The organism is Streptomyces sp. JH002 (assembly GCF_050916115.1).
In the GTDB taxonomy this organism is placed as follows: domain Bacteria; phylum Actinomycetota; class Actinomycetes; order Streptomycetales; family Streptomycetaceae; genus Streptomyces; species Streptomyces xiamenensis.
The window spans coordinates 2,686,181-2,701,751 of the sequence record NZ_CP087989.1 but is presented as its reverse complement, the minus strand read 5'-3'; the positions used below and the strand labels follow the sequence as shown (position 1 = coordinate 2,701,751).

General features: G+C 73.2%; 15 protein-coding genes. 11 read left to right on the top strand and 4 right to left on the bottom strand.

What is annotated here, in order from left to right; genetic code table 11:
- Nucleotides 1-99: 99 nt before the first annotated feature.
- The 3 genes from pstC to pstB are packed head-to-tail and all read left to right on the top strand — an operon-like array spanning nucleotide 100 to nucleotide 2,818.
- The gene (pstC, locus tag H7827_RS12115) at nucleotides 100-1,083 is read left to right on the top strand and encodes a phosphate ABC transporter permease subunit PstC (RefSeq protein ID WP_386538993.1); all 984 of its coding nucleotides are present in this window, start codon (nucleotides 100-102) and stop codon (nucleotides 1,081-1,083) included.
- Nucleotides 1,080-2,015, top strand: coding sequence for a phosphate ABC transporter permease PstA (gene pstA / locus H7827_RS12110; protein ID WP_030729495.1), 936 nt, complete (start codon nucleotides 1,080-1,082; stop codon nucleotides 2,013-2,015). The genes pstC and pstA overlap by 4 nt, the downstream gene beginning before the upstream one ends.
- A 29-nt stretch (nucleotides 2,016-2,044) precedes the next feature.
- Complete coding sequence (gene pstB, locus H7827_RS12105; protein ID WP_200365417.1) at nucleotides 2,045-2,818, top strand: phosphate ABC transporter ATP-binding protein PstB; 774 nt, start codon at nucleotides 2,045-2,047, stop codon at nucleotides 2,816-2,818.
- Here the strand turns inward: pstB and H7827_RS12100 are convergent.
- The gene (locus H7827_RS12100) at nucleotides 2,799-3,041 is read right to left on the bottom strand and encodes a DUF397 domain-containing protein (protein WP_432744881.1); all 243 of its coding nucleotides are present in this window, start codon (nucleotides 3,039-3,041) and stop codon (nucleotides 2,799-2,801) included. The two genes, pstB and H7827_RS12100, sit on opposite strands and share 20 nt — an antisense overlap.
- Nucleotides 3,038-3,880, bottom strand: coding sequence for a helix-turn-helix domain-containing protein (locus H7827_RS12095; RefSeq protein WP_432744878.1), 843 nt, complete (start codon nucleotides 3,878-3,880; stop codon nucleotides 3,038-3,040). Before H7827_RS12095 ends, H7827_RS12100 begins: the two co-directional genes overlap by 4 nt.
- Nucleotides 3,881-4,045: 165 nt before the next feature.
- On the opposite strand from H7827_RS12095, the gene H7827_RS12090 reads away from it, so the two are divergent.
- The 7 genes from H7827_RS12090 (at nucleotide 4,046) to H7827_RS12060 (ending at nucleotide 13,795) form a co-directional block, all read left to right on the top strand.
- The gene (locus tag H7827_RS12090; protein WP_432744876.1) at nucleotides 4,046-6,745 is read left to right on the top strand and encodes a helicase-associated domain-containing protein; all 2,700 of its coding nucleotides are present in this window, start codon (nucleotides 4,046-4,048) and stop codon (nucleotides 6,743-6,745) included.
- Between the two features lie 57 nt (nucleotides 6,746-6,802).
- Complete coding sequence (locus tag H7827_RS12085) at nucleotides 6,803-7,258, top strand: nuclear transport factor 2 family protein (RefSeq protein WP_386539000.1); 456 nt, start codon at nucleotides 6,803-6,805, stop codon at nucleotides 7,256-7,258.
- 145 nt (nucleotides 7,259-7,403) lie between these two features.
- On the top strand, nucleotides 7,404-8,234 hold the full coding sequence (locus H7827_RS12080) for a M23 family metallopeptidase (RefSeq protein ID WP_432744871.1): 831 nt from the start codon (nucleotides 7,404-7,406) through the stop codon (nucleotides 8,232-8,234).
- Nucleotides 8,235-8,260: 26 nt separating this feature from the next.
- On the top strand, nucleotides 8,261-9,190 hold the full coding sequence (locus tag H7827_RS12075) for an aminoglycoside phosphotransferase family protein (RefSeq protein ID WP_432744869.1): 930 nt from the start codon (nucleotides 8,261-8,263) through the stop codon (nucleotides 9,188-9,190).
- A 33-nt stretch (nucleotides 9,191-9,223) separates the two neighbouring features.
- Nucleotides 9,224-10,882 carry a DNA repair helicase XPB gene (locus tag H7827_RS12070; protein WP_432744867.1) on the top strand — a complete coding sequence of 553 codons (1,659 nt, stop codon included), beginning with the start codon at nucleotides 9,224-9,226 and terminating at the stop codon, nucleotides 10,880-10,882.
- A gap of 409 nt (nucleotides 10,883-11,291) precedes the next feature.
- Nucleotides 11,292-13,358 carry a HelD family protein gene (locus H7827_RS12065; RefSeq protein ID WP_200365402.1) on the top strand — a complete coding sequence of 689 codons (2,067 nt, stop codon included), beginning with the start codon at nucleotides 11,292-11,294 and terminating at the stop codon, nucleotides 13,356-13,358.
- Between the two features lie 95 nt (nucleotides 13,359-13,453).
- Nucleotides 13,454-13,795 (top strand): hypothetical protein, encoded by a 342-nt coding sequence (locus tag H7827_RS12060; RefSeq protein ID WP_432744864.1) that lies wholly within the window; start codon nucleotides 13,454-13,456, stop codon nucleotides 13,793-13,795.
- Nucleotides 13,796-13,844: 49 nt separating this feature from the next.
- Here H7827_RS12060 and H7827_RS12055 read toward each other — a convergent pair whose 3' ends face one another.
- A complete protein-coding gene (locus H7827_RS12055) occupies nucleotides 13,845-14,159 on the bottom strand; it encodes an AzlD domain-containing protein (RefSeq protein ID WP_432744862.1) in 315 nt (104 codons plus the stop codon).
- The gene (locus H7827_RS12050; RefSeq protein ID WP_432744860.1) at nucleotides 14,156-14,923 is read right to left on the bottom strand and encodes an AzlC family ABC transporter permease; all 768 of its coding nucleotides are present in this window, start codon (nucleotides 14,921-14,923) and stop codon (nucleotides 14,156-14,158) included. The genes H7827_RS12055 and H7827_RS12050 overlap by 4 nt, the downstream gene beginning before the upstream one ends.
- Before the next feature lie 89 nt (nucleotides 14,924-15,012).
- Between H7827_RS12050 and H7827_RS12045 the strand changes: the two genes are divergently transcribed.
- Nucleotides 15,013-15,549, top strand: a complete 537-nt coding sequence (locus H7827_RS12045; RefSeq protein ID WP_199811781.1) for a helix-turn-helix domain-containing protein — start codon at nucleotides 15,013-15,015, stop codon at nucleotides 15,547-15,549.
- The last annotated feature ends 22 nt before the right edge of the window (nucleotides 15,550-15,571 follow it).

Genomic DNA, 15,571 nt, shown 5'->3' with positions numbered 1-15,571 from the left:
CCCGTACCCGCGCGTGTACCCCCGCCCGGTATCCGTCCGCCCGGTACCCGTCCACGTCCCCCTTGTGCCCCGTGGCAGCAGACAGGAGCAGCAGCAACGATGTCGGCCACACTGTCCCGTCAACGAAAGCGGATAGCCGACCCGGCGTTCCGCTGGTTCGTGACCCTCGCCGGCGCCAGCGTCTTCGTCATCCTCGCCGGGATGGTCATCAGAACGACCAACGACGCCTGGCCCATCTTCCAGTACACCGGTTTCTTCGACTTTCTGACCGGTGACCAGTGGCTGGCCGGATCCAGCCGCACCGACAGCGACTTCACCGGTACGTACGGGGCCTGGCCGTTCATCTACGGCACCATGGTCACCGCGCTGATCGCCATCGTGATCGCCCTGCCGCTGGCCCTGTGCGTCGCCTTCTACATCAACCAGCTGGCGCCCAAGCGGCTGCGCAACCCGCTGTCGTACTCCGTGGAGATGCTGGCCGCCGTGCCCAGCATCATCTTCGGCATGTGGGGCTTCTTCTGGCTGCTGCCGAATGTGCTGCGCCCGTTCCTGGAGTGGCTGGAGTCCACGCTCGGCTGGCTGAACATCGCCGGCTGGAAGCCCTTCGAGGGGCCGGTGTTCGGCTCCAGCTATCTGGCCGCCGGCATCGTGCTGGCCATCATGATCCTGCCGATCATCACCGCGATCGTCCGCGAGGTCATCGCCGTGAACCCGGTCGACCAGCAGCACGCCGCGTACGCGCTCGGGGCCACCCGCTTCGAGGTGATGCGCAAGGTGGTGCTGCCCTCCAGCTTCTCCGGGATCGTGGCCGCCAGCATGCTGGGCCTGGGCCGCGCGGTCGGCGAGACGGTGGCCGTGATGATGCTGATCGGCTCCACCAAGAACTGGGACGGCTCGCTGCTGTCCGCCGGTGACTCGATGGCCGCGCACATCGCCGCCCGGTTCGGGGAGGCGACGCCGGAGACCACCAAGGCGCTCATGGCGATCGGCGTGGTGCTGTTCCTGTTCACCATGATCATCAACATCGGGGCCCGACTGCTGGTGTGGCGGATCGGCCGAGTCTCGGGGGACGCCGCCGTATGAGCACCACCGACACCACCACCGCGAAGACCACGTCCACCGGCCACCGCAGCCTGCTGGTGAAGCAGGGCAACGCGAACGCCCGGGGCGTGAAGAACCGTTTCGCCACCGGGGTCCTCACGGCCGCCATGGCGATCGCCGTCGTCCCGCTGATTCTCATCATCATCGAGGTGACCCGGCGCGGCATCGGCGCCATCCACTGGGACTTCTTCACCACCGACGAGCCCAGCTACCGCCAGGAGGGCGGCTACCGGGCCGGCTTCGTGGGCACCGCGTACGTCATGGGCGGCGCGATCCTCATGTCCGTCCCGCTGGGTCTGGCCACCGCGATCTACGTCGTCGAGTACGGCCGCGAGACGCGCGCCGGGCGGCGGCTGTCCGACCTGATCCGGTTCTTCACCGACGTGATGACCGGTATCCCCTCGATCTTCGTCGGTCTGTTCGTCTACGGCTTCCTGGTCTCCTCCACCGGCGGGCTCGGCCAGGGCTTCAACGCCTTCGCCGGTTCGGTCGCCATCGCGATCATCATGCTGCCGATCGTGGCGCGTTCCTCGGAGGAGATGCTCAAGCTCGTCCCGGACGAGTGGCGCAACGCCTCGTACGCGCTGGGCGCCAGCAAGTCCCGTACGGTCCTCACCACCGTGCTGCCGGCCGCCGCGCCGGGTCTTGCCACCGGCTCGATGCTGGCGGTGGCCCGCGGCGCCGGTGAGACCGCGCCGCTGATCATGACCATCCTCGGCTCCCAGTACCTGGTGAGCAGCTACTTCGAGGGCGCGCAGGGCGCGGTGCCGCTGCAGATCTACCGGGGCGCGCGGCAGCAGTTCGAGGCCGGCATCGAGCGGGCGTGGGGCGGCGCGCTGTCGCTGTTCCTGCTGGTCCTGCTGCTGGTGGTGCTGGCCCGCTGGCTGGGTTCGAAGGCCAACAAGCTCAAGTGACGCGAGACAGAAGGGGGAAGGGAGCAGTCATGTCGGTGTTCGACATACAGGGGCTGGGGGTCTCCTACGGGGCCTTCACGGCCGTCAAGGACATCAGCCTGGAGATACCGCGCAACAAGGTCACCGCGCTGATCGGCCCCTCGGGCTGCGGCAAGTCCACGGTGCTGCGCTGCCTGAACCGGATGAACGACCTGATGGACGCCACCGTCAGCGGGAAGATCATCTACAACGGCGAGGACATCTACGGGCCCGAGGTGGACGCGGCGGAGGTGCGGCGCCGGATCGGCATGGTGTTCCAGCGGCCGAACCCGTTCCCCAAGTCCATCTACGAGAACGTGGCGTTCGGGCCGCGGCTGAACGGCTTCAAGGGCGATCTGGACCAGCTGGTCGAGGAGTCGCTGCGTTCGGTGGCGCTGTGGGACGAGGTGAAGGACAAGCTCGGCGACCCGGGGACGGCGCTGTCGGGCGGCCAGCAGCAGCGGCTGTGCATCGCGCGGGCGATCGCCGTGCAGCCGGACGTGCTGCTGATGGACGAGCCGTGCTCGGCGCTGGACCCGATCGCCACGCTCAAGATCGAGGACCTGATCCGGGAGCTGGAGAGCTCGTACAGCATCGTGATCGTCACGCACAACATGCAGCAGGCGGCGCGGGTGTCGGAGATGACGGCGTTCTTCAGCGTCGACATCGACGACGAGCAGGGGATGCGCACGGGCGCGCTGGTGGAGTACGACACCACGGAGAAGATCTTCAACAATCCGGGCAGCACCCGGACCGAGGACTACATCAGTGGCCGGTTCGGCTGAGCGGGGGCGACCGCCGGGGACGCGGTCGCGGCAGCGGGGTGAATCGTTCCTGCTTCACGGCGGCGAGTAACGCCGCGCCACGGGCCCGGGAACCGTCCAGGACGGTCCCGGGCCGGGTGCTCTCGCGCAGCAGGACCCGCCCGCCGGGGAGGCGGGCGAGTTCGACGCAGTTCTCACCGCCGTTCCCCGACGAGAACGAGGACTTCTGCCAGCGTGTGGTCATAGCTCCCGCGCGATGTGATGGATCAGCGAACGCGACTCGCCCGGGCTGAGGGTGAAGTCGTGGACACCGTCGAAGAACTCCCGGTACCCCTCCAGCTGGTCGTCAGCGGTGAGCAGGATGCCGCCGATCGGGGTGTCCATCTGGACCGTGTCCAGCTGCGGGACCACCCCGTGCGCGTACAGCAGCGGCTGGGTGGCCTCGTAGAAGCGTTCATTGGTGAACGGGATCACCCGCAGGGTGATGTGCGGGAGTTCGGACGACTTCATCAGATGCTCCAGCTGGGCGCGCACCACCTGCCGGCCGCCGAACCGCATGCGCAGCGCCGCCTCGTGCAGCACGACGTCGAACGGGGGCGGGTCGGAGCCGTGCAGGACGGACTGGCGGCGCAGCCGGTACTCGACGTACGGCTCCACGTCGTCGGCCGGGTTGCTGCCGTTGACGGCGCGGATGTACTCCTCGGTCTGGAGCAGCCCGGGGACGTTGACGGTGTGCAGGATGCGCATCCGGGAGCTGTGGAACTCCAGCTCCGCGAGGTCGAGGAAGCGGGGTGGCAGCACGCCGCGGTACTCGTCCCACCAGTGCTGCCCGCGGTGCTCCGCGGCGATCGCCGACAGGGCGTCGAGCAGCGGCGTGTCGGCGCAGCCGTAGTAGTCGGCGAGTCTGCGGATGCGCTGCTCGCTGACGCCGATCCGGCCCGACTCGATGTGGCTGATCTTGCCCTGGTCGGTCCCGAGCATGGCGGCGGTCTCGCGCGCGGTGCGGCCGGCGCGTTCGCGCAGCTTGCGCAGTTCTGCTCCCAGGCGGGCTTGCCGGGCGGTAGGACGCTCCCTCGGCGGCATGGTGGTTCTCCGGTCCTGTTGATCGCTGGCGCTGGCCTGAGTTTGCCGTCCCATTACTCCCCGAGTCCACTTGCATGCACAGGGGTACAGGTATCCCGGTGGGCTATGAGGTGATTGGTGGTTGTTTCCTGTCCGTGGAGGGGTGGGACCGGTACCGTGGGCTGGATGACCACTGAGCAGCGTTCGCGCGGTCCGCGCACCCTGGCCGAGGAACTGCGGGCGCGCAGCGACGAGCAGCTGAGCGGGCTGTTGCGGGCCCGCACCGATCTGCTCTCCCCGCTGCCCGGGGACATCTCGCAGCTGGCCACGAGGGCGGGCACCCGGGCCTCGGTGGTCCGCGCCCTGGACCGGCTGGACGTCTTCACCCTCCAGGTCGCCGAGGCCCTCGCGATCGCCCCGCAGCCCTGCCCGTACGACACGCTCGCCGGGCTGCTGCCGGGCGGGGAGCGGGAGCTGCCGCGCGCGCTGGCGGCGCTGCGCGGGCGCGCCCTGCTGTGGGGCGCGGAGCGGGAGCCCCGGCTGGTGCGCACCGCGCAGGAGGTGCTGGCCCCGACCGCCGCCCGGCCGGGCACCACCGGGCTGGGCCCGACCGTGGCCGAGGCGTGCGCCGGGATCTCGCCGCGCCGGGTGCAGGAACTTCTGACCGGGGCCGGGCTGCCGGGCACCGGCGACGCGGTGAGCGCGGTCAACGCGCTCACCGAGCTGTTCGGGGACGAGCAGCGCTTCGCCCGGCTGCTGGAAGAGGCCCCGGACGGCGCGCTGACGGCGCTGGACCGGCTGGCGTGGGGCCCGCCGTACGGCGAGGTCTCGGCCCGGCCCGGGCCGCAGCTGCGCTGGCTGCTGGACCGCGGGCTGCTGCTGCCGCACCAGCCGGGCACCGTCGTCCTGCCGCGCGAGGTGGCGCTGCGGCTGCGCGGCGGCCGGGCCCACCGCGAACTGCGTCCCCAGCCGCCCCGGGTGACGGCGCGTGGACAGTACACACCGGACACGGTGGACGCGGCGGGCGCGGGCGCGGCACAGGGCGCGGTGGCGCTGATCGACGAACTGCTGAACGGCTGGTCCGCCGACCCGCCCGCCGTGCTGCGCACCGGCGGGGTCGGCGTACGGGACCTGAAGCGCACGGCGGTGGCGCTGGACATCCCCGAGCCGCAGGCCGCGTTCTGGGCCGAACTGGCCTACGGGGCGGGTCTGGTGGCCGGGGACGGCGAGGCGGACGAACGGTACGCGCCGACCCCCTCGTACGACGTGTGGTCGAGCGAGCCGGGGCAGCTGCGCTGGGCGCGGCTGGCGGCGGTCTGGCTGGCCGGCACCCGCGTCCCCGGCCTGGTCGGCGGCCGGGACGGCAAGGGCCGCCCGCTGTCCGCGCTCGGCCCCGGCCTGGACCGCGGCCCGGCGGCGGAGCTGCGCCGCCGGGTGGTCGAACTGCTGGCCGCGGTGGAGCCGGGCACCGCCCCCGAACCGTCGGCGATTCGTGACCACATCGGCTGGGAGCTGCCGCGCCGGATGCCGGCCGAGGTCCGCGACGCGCTGTGCGAGGCGGCGCTGGCGGAGGCCGAACTGCTGGGCGTCACCGGCAGGGGCGCCCTGACCTCCTTCGGCCGCGCCCTGCTCGGGCCGGCCGGAACGGCGGACGGAACCGCGAGCGCGCCGGAGGCGGAGGCGGACGCGGACATCACCCCGGACGCCGCTGACGCCGCCGACACCGATGACGCGGTGGGCGGGGGAAGAGCGGACGCCGGTGCCGCCACCGGCGAAGCCCCGGGCACCGACACCTTCCCGGCCTCCGCGACCGGCCCCGGTGCCGGGGTGGACAGCGCCGGCGTCCCGGTGCCCGGCCCGGCGGAGGCGTTCGCCCCGCCCGCCCCGTCCACCGGCGGCTGGCTCGGCAGGGCCGCCGAGCCCACCGTCCTGGAGGCGGCCCGGCTGCTCGGCCCGCTGCTGCCCGAACCGCTGGACCACTTCCTCCTCCAGGCCGATCTGACCGCCGTCGCCCCGGGCCCGCTGCTGCGCGAGCCCGCCGCGACCATGGCGCTGGCCGCCGACATCGAGTCCAAGGGCGGGGCCACCGTCTACCGGTTCACCCCCGACTCCGTACGCCGCGCCCTGGACTCCGGCTGGTCGCCCGCCGCGCTCCACGACTTCCTCGCCGCACACTCCCGCACCCCCGTGCCGCAGCCCCTCAGCTACCTCATCGACGACGTGGCCCGGCGGCACGGCCGGCTGCGCGTCGGGGTGGCGGCCGGGTATCTGCGCTGCGAGGACGAGGCGCTGCTCACCCAGGTGCTCGCCGACCGCCGCACCGAGACGCTGCGGCTGCGCCGCATCGCCCCCACCGTGCTGATCTCCGGCACGTCGCCCGAGATCCTGCTGGCCCGCCTGCGCGAACTGGGCTTCGCGCCCGCCGCCGAGTCCGCGGAGGGCGCCGTGCTGACGGCGGCGGCGACCAGCCACCGCACCCCGCCGCGCACCGCGCCCGAGCCCGTGCCGGACGGCCCGCCGGCCGCCGACGAGCGGCTGCTGACGGCGGCCGTCCGCGCCATCCGGGCGGGCGACGACAGCGGCGGGAGCCCGAGGGCGACGGCGTCCGGCGCCCCGGCCGGCGGGCGGACGGCGGTACCGGCCCCGTTCGGTGCGCTGCCGCGTACCTCTCCCGCCGACACCCTGGCCGTCCTGCAGGCGGCGGCGCTCACCGGCGCGCTGGTACGGATCGGCTACGTCGGCGCGGACGGCATCGCGGGGCAGCGGATCCTCGCCCCGGTCCGGGTGGAGGGCGGCTTCGTGACGGCGTTCGACCACACGGCCGAGGAGGTCCGCACCTATCCGCTGCACCGCATCACCGGGACGGCGGAACTGCCCGAGGGTTAGCCGGGGCTGCCGTGCGGCAGTTGACTTCAAGCGACGTTGAAGTATGAGGGTGGTGCCATGACCACGCAGAGCGGCCGGACGGCCGACGACACCGCCGCCATCGCCACCCTCATCAGCCGCTACTTCCGGGCCCTGGACGAGCGCGACTTCGACGAGGCCGGGGAGTGGGCCAGGCCCTTCCACACCGACGACGTCGAGGCCCTCTTCCCGGTCGGCCGCACGCGCGGGCACCCGGCGGTGACCCGGCAGACCGAACAGGCGCTGCGCCGCTTCGCGCGCACCCACCACCTGAGCGCCGACGTCCTCACCGACACCGACCCGGCGACAGGACGGGCCACCGCCGCCTGGAACGCCCTCATGACCCACATCCACCACGACCCGGCGCGCGGCGTCTTCACCGTCGGCGGCCGGTGCCGCGCCGAGCTGGTCCACACCGAACCGGAGGGCTGGCGGTTCCGGCGGATGTCCATCGAGGCGGTGTGGACCACGGGCGAGCCCCCCGTCCTGCCCTGACAGCCGCCCCACCGTCAGCACTGCCGCCCGTAACCCTCAGGCGCCTGTCCGCTTGCTGCCAGCGGGCGGCGCGTACGGCGCGCGGCCACCGGGGACATCCGGTCCGAACCCCCGCACCCACGGACCGACCTCGGGAGGACCACCCGTGCGTTCCCTCCGCATCGCCCTGCTCGCGCTCGCGGCACTCATCGTCTCGATGCTGCTGCCCGGCACGGCCGGCGCCGACCCCGCCACGGCCGCCGCGCCCACCTTCAAGGCACCCTTCGGCTGCGGCCAGACCTGGACGTACAGCCACCACTCCGCCGAGGTACGGCGCGCCCTGGACTTCGTGCGCACCGACGGCGGGGCCACCGCGGGCGCGCCGGTCCTCGCCTCCGCCGCCGGCACCGCCACCCGGCACAGCCAGGCCGGCGGCGCCGGCAACTACATCGTCATCGACCACGGCGGGGGCTGGCGCACGTACTACTTCCACCTCGCCGTGTACTCCGTGCCCCACGGCGCCGCCGTTGCCCAGGGCCAGCAGATCGGCACCACCGGCTCCACCGGCAACTCCTCCGGCGCCCACATCCACTACGAGCAGCTGCTGAACGGCGTCGGCCAGGACATCCGCATCAACGGGACGGCCCTGCCCTACCCCGGGTCCTACCACCAGCGGTACCTGACCAGCGACAACGGCTGCGGCGGCGGGGGCCGCTACTGGGTCGACACCTTCGCCCAGACCCAGGGCTACGCCGCGCCGAACACCGCCTCCCCGCAGGGCGTGCTGCTCCAGGGCACCCACTACGTGTACTGCAAGGTGTGGGGCGCCCGCTACGACGGCGTGTACGGCCACAACCACTGGTGGCTGCGCACCGACCTCGACCGGACCCACCCGGGCGGCAACGGGCGCGGCGCGTACGTACCGGCCTACTACCTCTCCCGCTGGGGCAACGACGAGGCCCGGGACAACAGCGGCAACGTGATCCCCGACTGCTGAGGACGGAGCGGCCCTAGGGTGACGGCATGCGCACGCCGATCGACGTACCGCGGCCCCTGACGGACTCCTACCGGCAGTACCACGGCGAGCGGGGTCTGGAGTGGATCGCCGCCCTGCCCCGCCTGGCCGCCGGCCTGCTGGAGCGCTGGGACCTGCGCCCGGACGGGCCGCCGGCGCACGGCGTGTGCGCGCTGGTGCTGCCGGTGGTCCGCGCCGCCGACGGCACGCCGGCGGCGTTGAAGCTCCAGATGGTGGACGAGGAGACGGTGGGCGAGTCCCTCGCCCTGGCCGCCTGGGAGGGGAACGGCGCCGTCCGGCTGCTGGCGCACGACGCGGCGAGCGGCTCCCTGCTGCTGGAGCGGCTCGCCCCGCGCTCCCTGGCCGACGTGCCGGACCTCCCCGCCGCCCTGGAGACGCTGTCCCTGCTGCTGGCCCGCCTGGTCACCGCACCGCCGCCGCCCGGCCTGCGCACCCTGGCCGACATCGGCGCCCGGATGCTGGAGCGCGCCCCGGCGGCGATCGCGGCGTTCCCCGACCCCGGCCACCGCGCCCTGTACACCGACTGCGCCGCCGCCCTGCGCGAGGTGCTGCCGGAGCCGGGCGGGGCGCTGCTGCACTGGGACCTGCACTACGCGAACGTGCTGGCGGGGGAGCGCGAGCCCTGGCTGGCGATCGACCCCAAGCCGCTGATCGGCGACCCGGGCTTCGAACTCCTGCCCGCCCTGTTCAACCGTTTCGCGGAGATCGAGGCCGCGCCCGACCCGGCCCGCGCCGTCCGCCGCCGGTTCGACCTGATGACGGAGGTCACCTCCCAGGAGCGCCCCCGGGCCCGCGCCTGGACCCTGGCCCGCATCCTGCAGAACGGCCTGTGGGCGGCGGAGGCCGGAACGAGGGCCGCGCCCCCGGATCACATCCTGATGTACGAGGCGCTGCGGCACACTGGAAGCTTGGCCTAGGGGAGATACCCGGGGGAGACGGAGGTACAGCGCGTGTCAGGGCCGCTCATTGTGCAAAGCGACAAGACGCTCCTGCTCGAAGTGGATCACGAGCGGGCCGAGGAGTGCCGGCGGGCCATCGCGCCCTTCGCCGAGCTGGAGCGGGCCCCGGAGCACATCCACACCTACCGGGTGACCCCGCTGGGGCTGTGGAACGCGCGGGCCGCGGGGCACGACGCCGAGCAGGTCGTCGACGCCCTGGTGACGCACTCGCGCTACCCGGTGCCGCAGTCGCTGCTGGTCGACGTGGCGGAGACCATGGCGCGCTACGGGCGGCTCAGCCTCGTCAAGCACCCGGCGCACGGTCTGGTCCTGCAGAGCACCGACCGGCCGGTGCTGGAGGAGATCCTCCGTTCCAAGCGCATCAAGCCGCTGGTCGGGGAGCGGATCGACGCCGATCAGGTGGCCGTGCACCCCTCCGAGCGCGGCCAGATCAAGCAGGCGCTGCTCAAGCTGGGCTGGCCGGCCGAGGACCTGGCCGGGTACGTGGACGGTGAGGCGCACCCCATCGAGCTGGCGGAGGACGGCTGGAGTCTGCGCCCGTACCAGCGGCAGGCGGTGGACGGGTTCTGGCACGGTGGTTCCGGGGTGGTCGTGCTGCCCTGTGGCGCCGGGAAGACGCTGGTGGGGGCGGGCGCGATGGCGACCGCCAAGTCCACCACGCTGATCCTGGTGACGAACACCGTCTCGGCGCGGCAGTGGAAGTCCGAGCTGATGCGCCGGACCAGCCTGACCGAGGAGGAGATCGGCGAGTACAGCGGCACCCGCAAGGAGATCCGGCCGGTCACCATCGCCACGTACCAGGTGCTGACGGTGAAGCGGAAGGGCGTGTACCCGCATCTGGAGCTGTTCGACTCCCGGGACTGGGGCCTGGTCGTCTACGACGAGGTGCATCTGCTGCCGGCGCCGGTCTTCAAGTTCACCGCCGACCTCCAGGCGCGCCGGCGGCTGGGGCTGACGGCGACGCTGGTGCGCGAGGACGGGCGCGAGTCGGACGTGTTCTCGCTGATCGGCCCGAAGCGCTTCGACGCGCCGTGGAAGGAGATCGAGGCGCAGGGGTACATCGCGCCGGCGGACTGCGTGGAGGTACGGGTCGATCTGACCGAGTCGGAGCGGCTGGCGTACGCGATGGCGGAGGCCGAGGAGAAGTACCGTTTCTGCGCCACCACCGACTCCAAGCGCCGCGTCACCGAGGCCCTGGTGCGCAAGCACGCGGGGCAGCAGACCCTCGTCATCGGCCAGTACATCGATCAGCTGGACGAGCTGGGCGAGTCGCTCGGCGCCCCGGTGATCAAGGGGGAGACCAGCAACGCGCAGCGCGAGAAGCTCTTCCAGGCGTTCCGGGAGGGCGAGCTGAGCGTGCTGGTGGTCTCCAAGGTCGCGAACTTCTCCATCGACCTGCCGGAGGCCACGGTCGCCATCCAGGTGTCCGGGACCTTCGGGTCGCGCCAGGAGGAGGCCCAGCGGCTGGGCCGGGTGCTGCGCCCCAAGGCGGACGGGCACGAGGCCCGCTTCTACTCGGTGGTCGCCCGGGACACCATCGACCAGGACTTCGCCGCCCACCGGCAGCGCTTCCTCGCCGAGCAGGGCTACGCCTACCGGATCATGGACGCCGGCGAGCTGCGGGAATCCCCTGAGCCGGATGGTGCCTGAGCGGTCCGGCAACGCCCGCGTCCGTGTCGACGCGGCCCAGCAGCACCACCTCGAACGCCGAGCCCAGCCACACCCGGGTGGCGCGCAGCGCGTTCCCCAGCCGGTGCCTGGGGTGTGGCAGGGGCCCGGTGGCGGAGGCCCCGTGGGTTCCGTGAACCGTCGTGGTACTCATGCCTCCAGCGTGCTCCCGGTCACAGGGGTACGTCATCGGTCTTTCGACCTAATGTCCGACTGTGTCCCCTTAAGGGGTGCCTCAGGGGTGCCACGGGCCCCGGAGAAAGGGTTTGCGTTCGCAGCGGGCCGCGCCTAAGGTGCTGCGTCTGCCTCCCTCCCGGTCGGGAGTGGAGCCGGCCGCACGGTAACCGGCCGGCACCCCCTTTCTCGTCACTTTCGCCCCGGAGGCTTCGCCATGCCCGCGGACCAGCCGTCCCCCTCCACCCCCCTGGACGCGGAGCGCGCCCACCTCGCGGCCTCCCGCGCGGCGCTGCGCACCATGCGCGCCGAGGCGGAGGGCCTGGACATCAGCGATGTCACCGCGAACTGGGTCAACGCCGAGGTGCTCGCCTCCGAGCTCGCCCAGCGCATCAAGTCCCTGGCAGACCTGGCCCACACCCCGCTGTTCTTCGGCCGCGTCGACTACGAGCACGACCTGGGCGAGGCGGACGACGAGACCGGCCGCCGCTTCTACATCGGCCGCCGGCACGTGCACGACGCGCACGGCGACCCCATGGTCATCGACTGGCGGGCCCCCGCCTCCCGCCCCTACTACGGCGCCTCGAAGAAGGACCCGCAGGACGTCGCGCTGCGCCGCCGCTTCGGCTACGACGGCGGCGAGCTGACCGCCTACGAGGACGAGCACCTCACCGACCCGGCGGAGGCCGAGCGCTCCTCGGCGCTGCTCCAGCGCGAGATCGAGAAGCCGCGCGTGGGCCCGATGCGGGACATCGTGGCCACCATCCAGCCCGAGCAGGACGAGATCGTCCGGGCCGGGCTGAGCGGCTCGGTGTGTGTGCAGGGGGCGCCGGGCACCGGGAAGACGGCGGTCGGCCTGCACCGGGTCGCGTACCTGCTGTACGCCTACCGCGACCGGCTCGCCCGCAGCGGCACCCTGGTGATCGGACCGAACCGGTCCTTCCTGCGCTACATCGAGCAGGTGCTGCCGGCGCTCGGCGAGCTGGAGGTCAAGCAGGCGACGGTCGATGACCTGGTGGCCGGCGGCGGCATCGAGATCCGGGGCACCGACCCCTCCGGCACGGCCCGCCTCAAGGGCGACGCCCGGATGGCGGAGGTGCTGCGCCGCGCCGTGCGTTCCGGGGTGCGCACCACCCCGGCCGAGGGCGTGGTGGTGGTGCGCGGCTCGCGGCGCTGGCGGGTGCCGGTGGACGAGATCGCCGCGATCGTGACGGAGCTGCTGGCCCGCGACATCCGGTACGGGGCGGCCCGCGACGCGCTGCCGCAGCGGATCGCGCACGCCGTGCTGGTCCAAATGGAGGCGGCCGGGGAGGCGCCGGATGACCGGGTGCAGAACGCGGTGGCCCGTAACCCCGCCGTGAAGGCCGTGGTCAAGGAGGTGTGGCCGCTGGTCGACCCCGTGAAGCTGGTGCTGCGGCTGCTGTCGGACGCGGAGTTCCTGGCCCGGGCGGCCGAGGGGATTCTGGACGAGGAGGAGCAGAAGCATCTGCTGTGGGAACGCCCGGCGCGCGGGGTGAAGTCGGCGCGCTGGTCACCGGCCGACGCGGTCCTGATCGACGAGGCGCGCGACCTGATCGAGCGGACCGGGTCGCTGGGGCATGTGGTGCTCGACGAGGCGCAGGACCTGTCGCCGATGCAGTACCGGGCGGTGGGGCGCCGGTGCAGCACGGGTTCGGTGACGGTACTGGGCGACATCGCGCAGGGCACCACGCCGTGGGCGACCTCGGGGTGGGAGGAGGCGCTGGCGCATCTGGGCAAGCCGGAGGCGGTGGTGGAGGAGCTGACGCAGGGGTTCCGGGTGCCGCGCAAGGTGATCGCGTACGCGTCGCGGCTGCTGCCGGCGATCGCGCCCGAGCTGTCGGAGGCGACCTCCATCCGGGACTCGGAGGGCTCGCTGGTCCTGCGCGAGGTGCCGGTGGAGGAACTGGACGGGGCGGCGGTGGCGGCGTGCCGGGAGGCGCTGGAGCGGGAGGGCTCGGTGGGCCTGATCGCGGCGGACGCGCGCGTCCCGGTGCTGTCGGCCGCGCTGACGGCGGCCGGGCTCGCCCATCTCACGCCGGGGCAGGAGACATCGGAGTCGGCGCGGCTGACGCTGGTGCCCGCGTCGCTGGCCAAGGGCCTGGAGTACGACTACGTGGTGCTGGACGAGCCGGCGGCGGTCGTGGACGGCGAGCCGGACGAACGGACCGGGCTGCGGCGGCTGTACGTGGCGCTGACCCGTGCGGTGTCGGGGCTGACGGTGGTGCACGCGACGCCGCTGCCGGGGGAGTTGGCCGCGGGCTGACCCCCCGGGGCCCGGGTGACCCCGGGGCGGGGTGAACCAGCTGCTCGGTACGCGCGTCCGATACCCGAACGCGCGGAGACGACGGGGGAGACGGAATGCCGGAGGCACGGGAGCGGGTGGGGCGGGTGGCCAACCCGGTGACGGCCGGGCTGGCGGTGGTGATGGTGCTGGTCTGGCTGCCCGTGCTGGGCGATGCCGGGGACAGCGGGCCGGCCGCGGGGTTGCCGCTCCTTGTGTCCGCCATGCCCTCGTTCGCCCTGATCACGGTCGTGGGGAACCTGTTCTGGGAGAACGGCCGCCCGGACGGGTTCGTGGTCCCGGCCATGGTGGCCGCCCAGGCGATGAATGTGCTGGTGGGCGGCGCGGTGTACGGGGAGGTCCGTGCGGCGTGGCGGGCCCGGAAGCGGCTCGGCCACCCCGGGCCGGGGGCCGGCTGAGGGGGCGCCGGGCCGGCGCGGACGGGGGTTCTCCGTACGGTCCCGTGGCTCAGGGCACCCCGCACAGCCGCAGGACGGCCGTGGTGGTGACCGCCGCGAGGACGACCACGGGCAGCGGGGCGCGGCGTACGGCCAGCACGGCGGCGACCAGGACCCCGGCGGGGCGTGACCAGCCGGCCGCGCCCTGGCCCTCGGTGAGCGCGGCGGTGGCCACCAGTGCGATGAGCAGCAGGGTCGCGGCGTCGGTGAGCAGGGCGCGGGTGCGGTCGCCCAGAGCGAGGCGGTCGTGCAGCAGCGGGCCCGCGAGCCGGAAGGCGAGGGTGCCGCCGGCCAGGACGGCGATGGCGGTCAGCGGCAGCGTCACGGTGTCTCCGATGCGGGCGGTGCGGGCGGTGCGGGCGGTGCCGCCGGGGCAGGTGGCCCGGGTGGTGCCTTCGGCGGCGGGGTGGCGCGGAGCAGGGTGAGGGGGAGCGCGGCGAGCGCGAGTAGCACCGGCACTCCGGTCGGCAGCAGCGGGGTGGTGGCGACGGCGAGTACGGCGCCCACCAGCGCGGCCCGGCGGCGGGCGCGCTGCCCGTCGCCGCGTCCGGTGAGGGAGGGCAGCACCAGCGAGAGCAGGATGGCGGGCAGGGCCGCGTCCAGGCCCAGCGCGTCGGTGTCGCCGAGGATGTCGCCGGCCAGCGCGCCCAGGACGGTGGCGGCGTTCCACACGAGGAAGGTGGCGATGTTGCCGGCCCAGAAGGCGGCCCGGCGCAGGGCCGGGTCCTGGTGCCGCAGGACGAAGCCGACCGAGGCGTCGGTGAGGGTGTGCGCGCCGATGAGCCGGCTCCACCAGCGGGAGCCGAACGAGCCGGCCACGGCGAAGCCGAACGGCAGCAGCCGTGCGTTGAGCACCAGGCCCGCCAGGACGGCGGCCACCGCTCCGCCGCCCGCGAAGATCACCCCCACGGTCACGAACTGGGAGGCGCCCGCGAACACGAACAGGGACATGACGACGGGCACCCACAGGGGGAGCCCGCCGGAGACCGCGATGGCGCCGAAGGAGGCGCCGATGAGGGAGTAGGCGACGGAGATCAGCACGATGGCCCGTTGGCTGTCGCGATCGAGCGTTCGCCATATCGAAAGCATGTCCAGTAGAGTGAACGCACAGGAGGCCGTTCGTCAAGGCGAACAGCCGGTAGCGCCCACCGAACGACAAGGAGCCGTCAGTGGACCTCATCGGCACCATCGCGGCCTCGATCCGCCGCGAGCGGAACCGGACCGGCCTGTCCCTGACCGAGGTCGCCCGGCGCGCCGGGATCGCCAAGTCGACCCTGTCCCAGCTGGAGAACGGCACCGGAAATCCCAGCGTGGAGACGCTGTGGGCGCTGGGGGTGGCGCTCGGCGTCCCGTTCAGCCACCTCGTGGACCCGCCCCGCCCCGTCACCCGGGTCATCCGGGCCGGCGAGGGCCCGGCGACCCGCTCCGAACACGCCGACTACACGGCGGTCGTCCTGGCCACCTGCCCGCCCGGCGCGCGCCGGGACATCTACCGGATCCTCATCGAGCCGGGCGAGCCCCGGATCTCGGACCCGCACATGCCGGGCACGGTCGAACACGCCGTCCTGGCCACCGGGCACGCCCTGATCGGCCCCGCCGACGCCCCCGAGGAACTGCACCCAGGGGACTACATCTCCTACCCGGGCGACGCCCCCCACACCTTCCGCGCCCTGGCCCCGGACACCTCGGCCGTGATGGTGATGGAACACATCTGAGCGACTGAATCGCCCGGCCGAA

Bases quoted from the DNA above. Each gene is read 5' to 3' on its own strand.
- pstC (WP_386538993.1), top strand. From the start codon at position 100: ATGTCGGCCACACTGTCCCGTCAACGAAAGCGGATAGCCGACCCGGCG.
- pstA (WP_030729495.1), top strand. From the start codon at position 1,080: ATGAGCACCACCGACACCACCACCGCGAAGACCACGTCCACCGGCCAC.
- pstB (WP_200365417.1), top strand. From the start codon at position 2,045: ATGTCGGTGTTCGACATACAGGGGCTGGGGGTCTCCTACGGGGCCTTC.
- H7827_RS12100 (WP_432744881.1), bottom strand. From the start codon at position 3,041: ATGACCACACGCTGGCAGAAGTCCTCGTTCTCGTCGGGGAACGGCGGT.
- H7827_RS12095 (WP_432744878.1), bottom strand. From the start codon at position 3,880: ATGCCGCCGAGGGAGCGTCCTACCGCCCGGCAAGCCCGCCTGGGAGCA.
- H7827_RS12090 (WP_432744876.1), top strand. From the start codon at position 4,046: ATGACCACTGAGCAGCGTTCGCGCGGTCCGCGCACCCTGGCCGAGGAA.
- H7827_RS12085 (WP_386539000.1), top strand. From the start codon at position 6,803: ATGACCACGCAGAGCGGCCGGACGGCCGACGACACCGCCGCCATCGCC.
- H7827_RS12075 (WP_432744869.1), top strand. From the start codon at position 8,261: ATGCGCACGCCGATCGACGTACCGCGGCCCCTGACGGACTCCTACCGG.
- H7827_RS12065 (WP_200365402.1), top strand. From the start codon at position 11,292: ATGCCCGCGGACCAGCCGTCCCCCTCCACCCCCCTGGACGCGGAGCGC.
- H7827_RS12060 (WP_432744864.1), top strand. From the start codon at position 13,454: ATGCCGGAGGCACGGGAGCGGGTGGGGCGGGTGGCCAACCCGGTGACG.
- H7827_RS12050 (WP_432744860.1), bottom strand. From the start codon at position 14,923: ATGCTTTCGATATGGCGAACGCTCGATCGCGACAGCCAACGGGCCATC.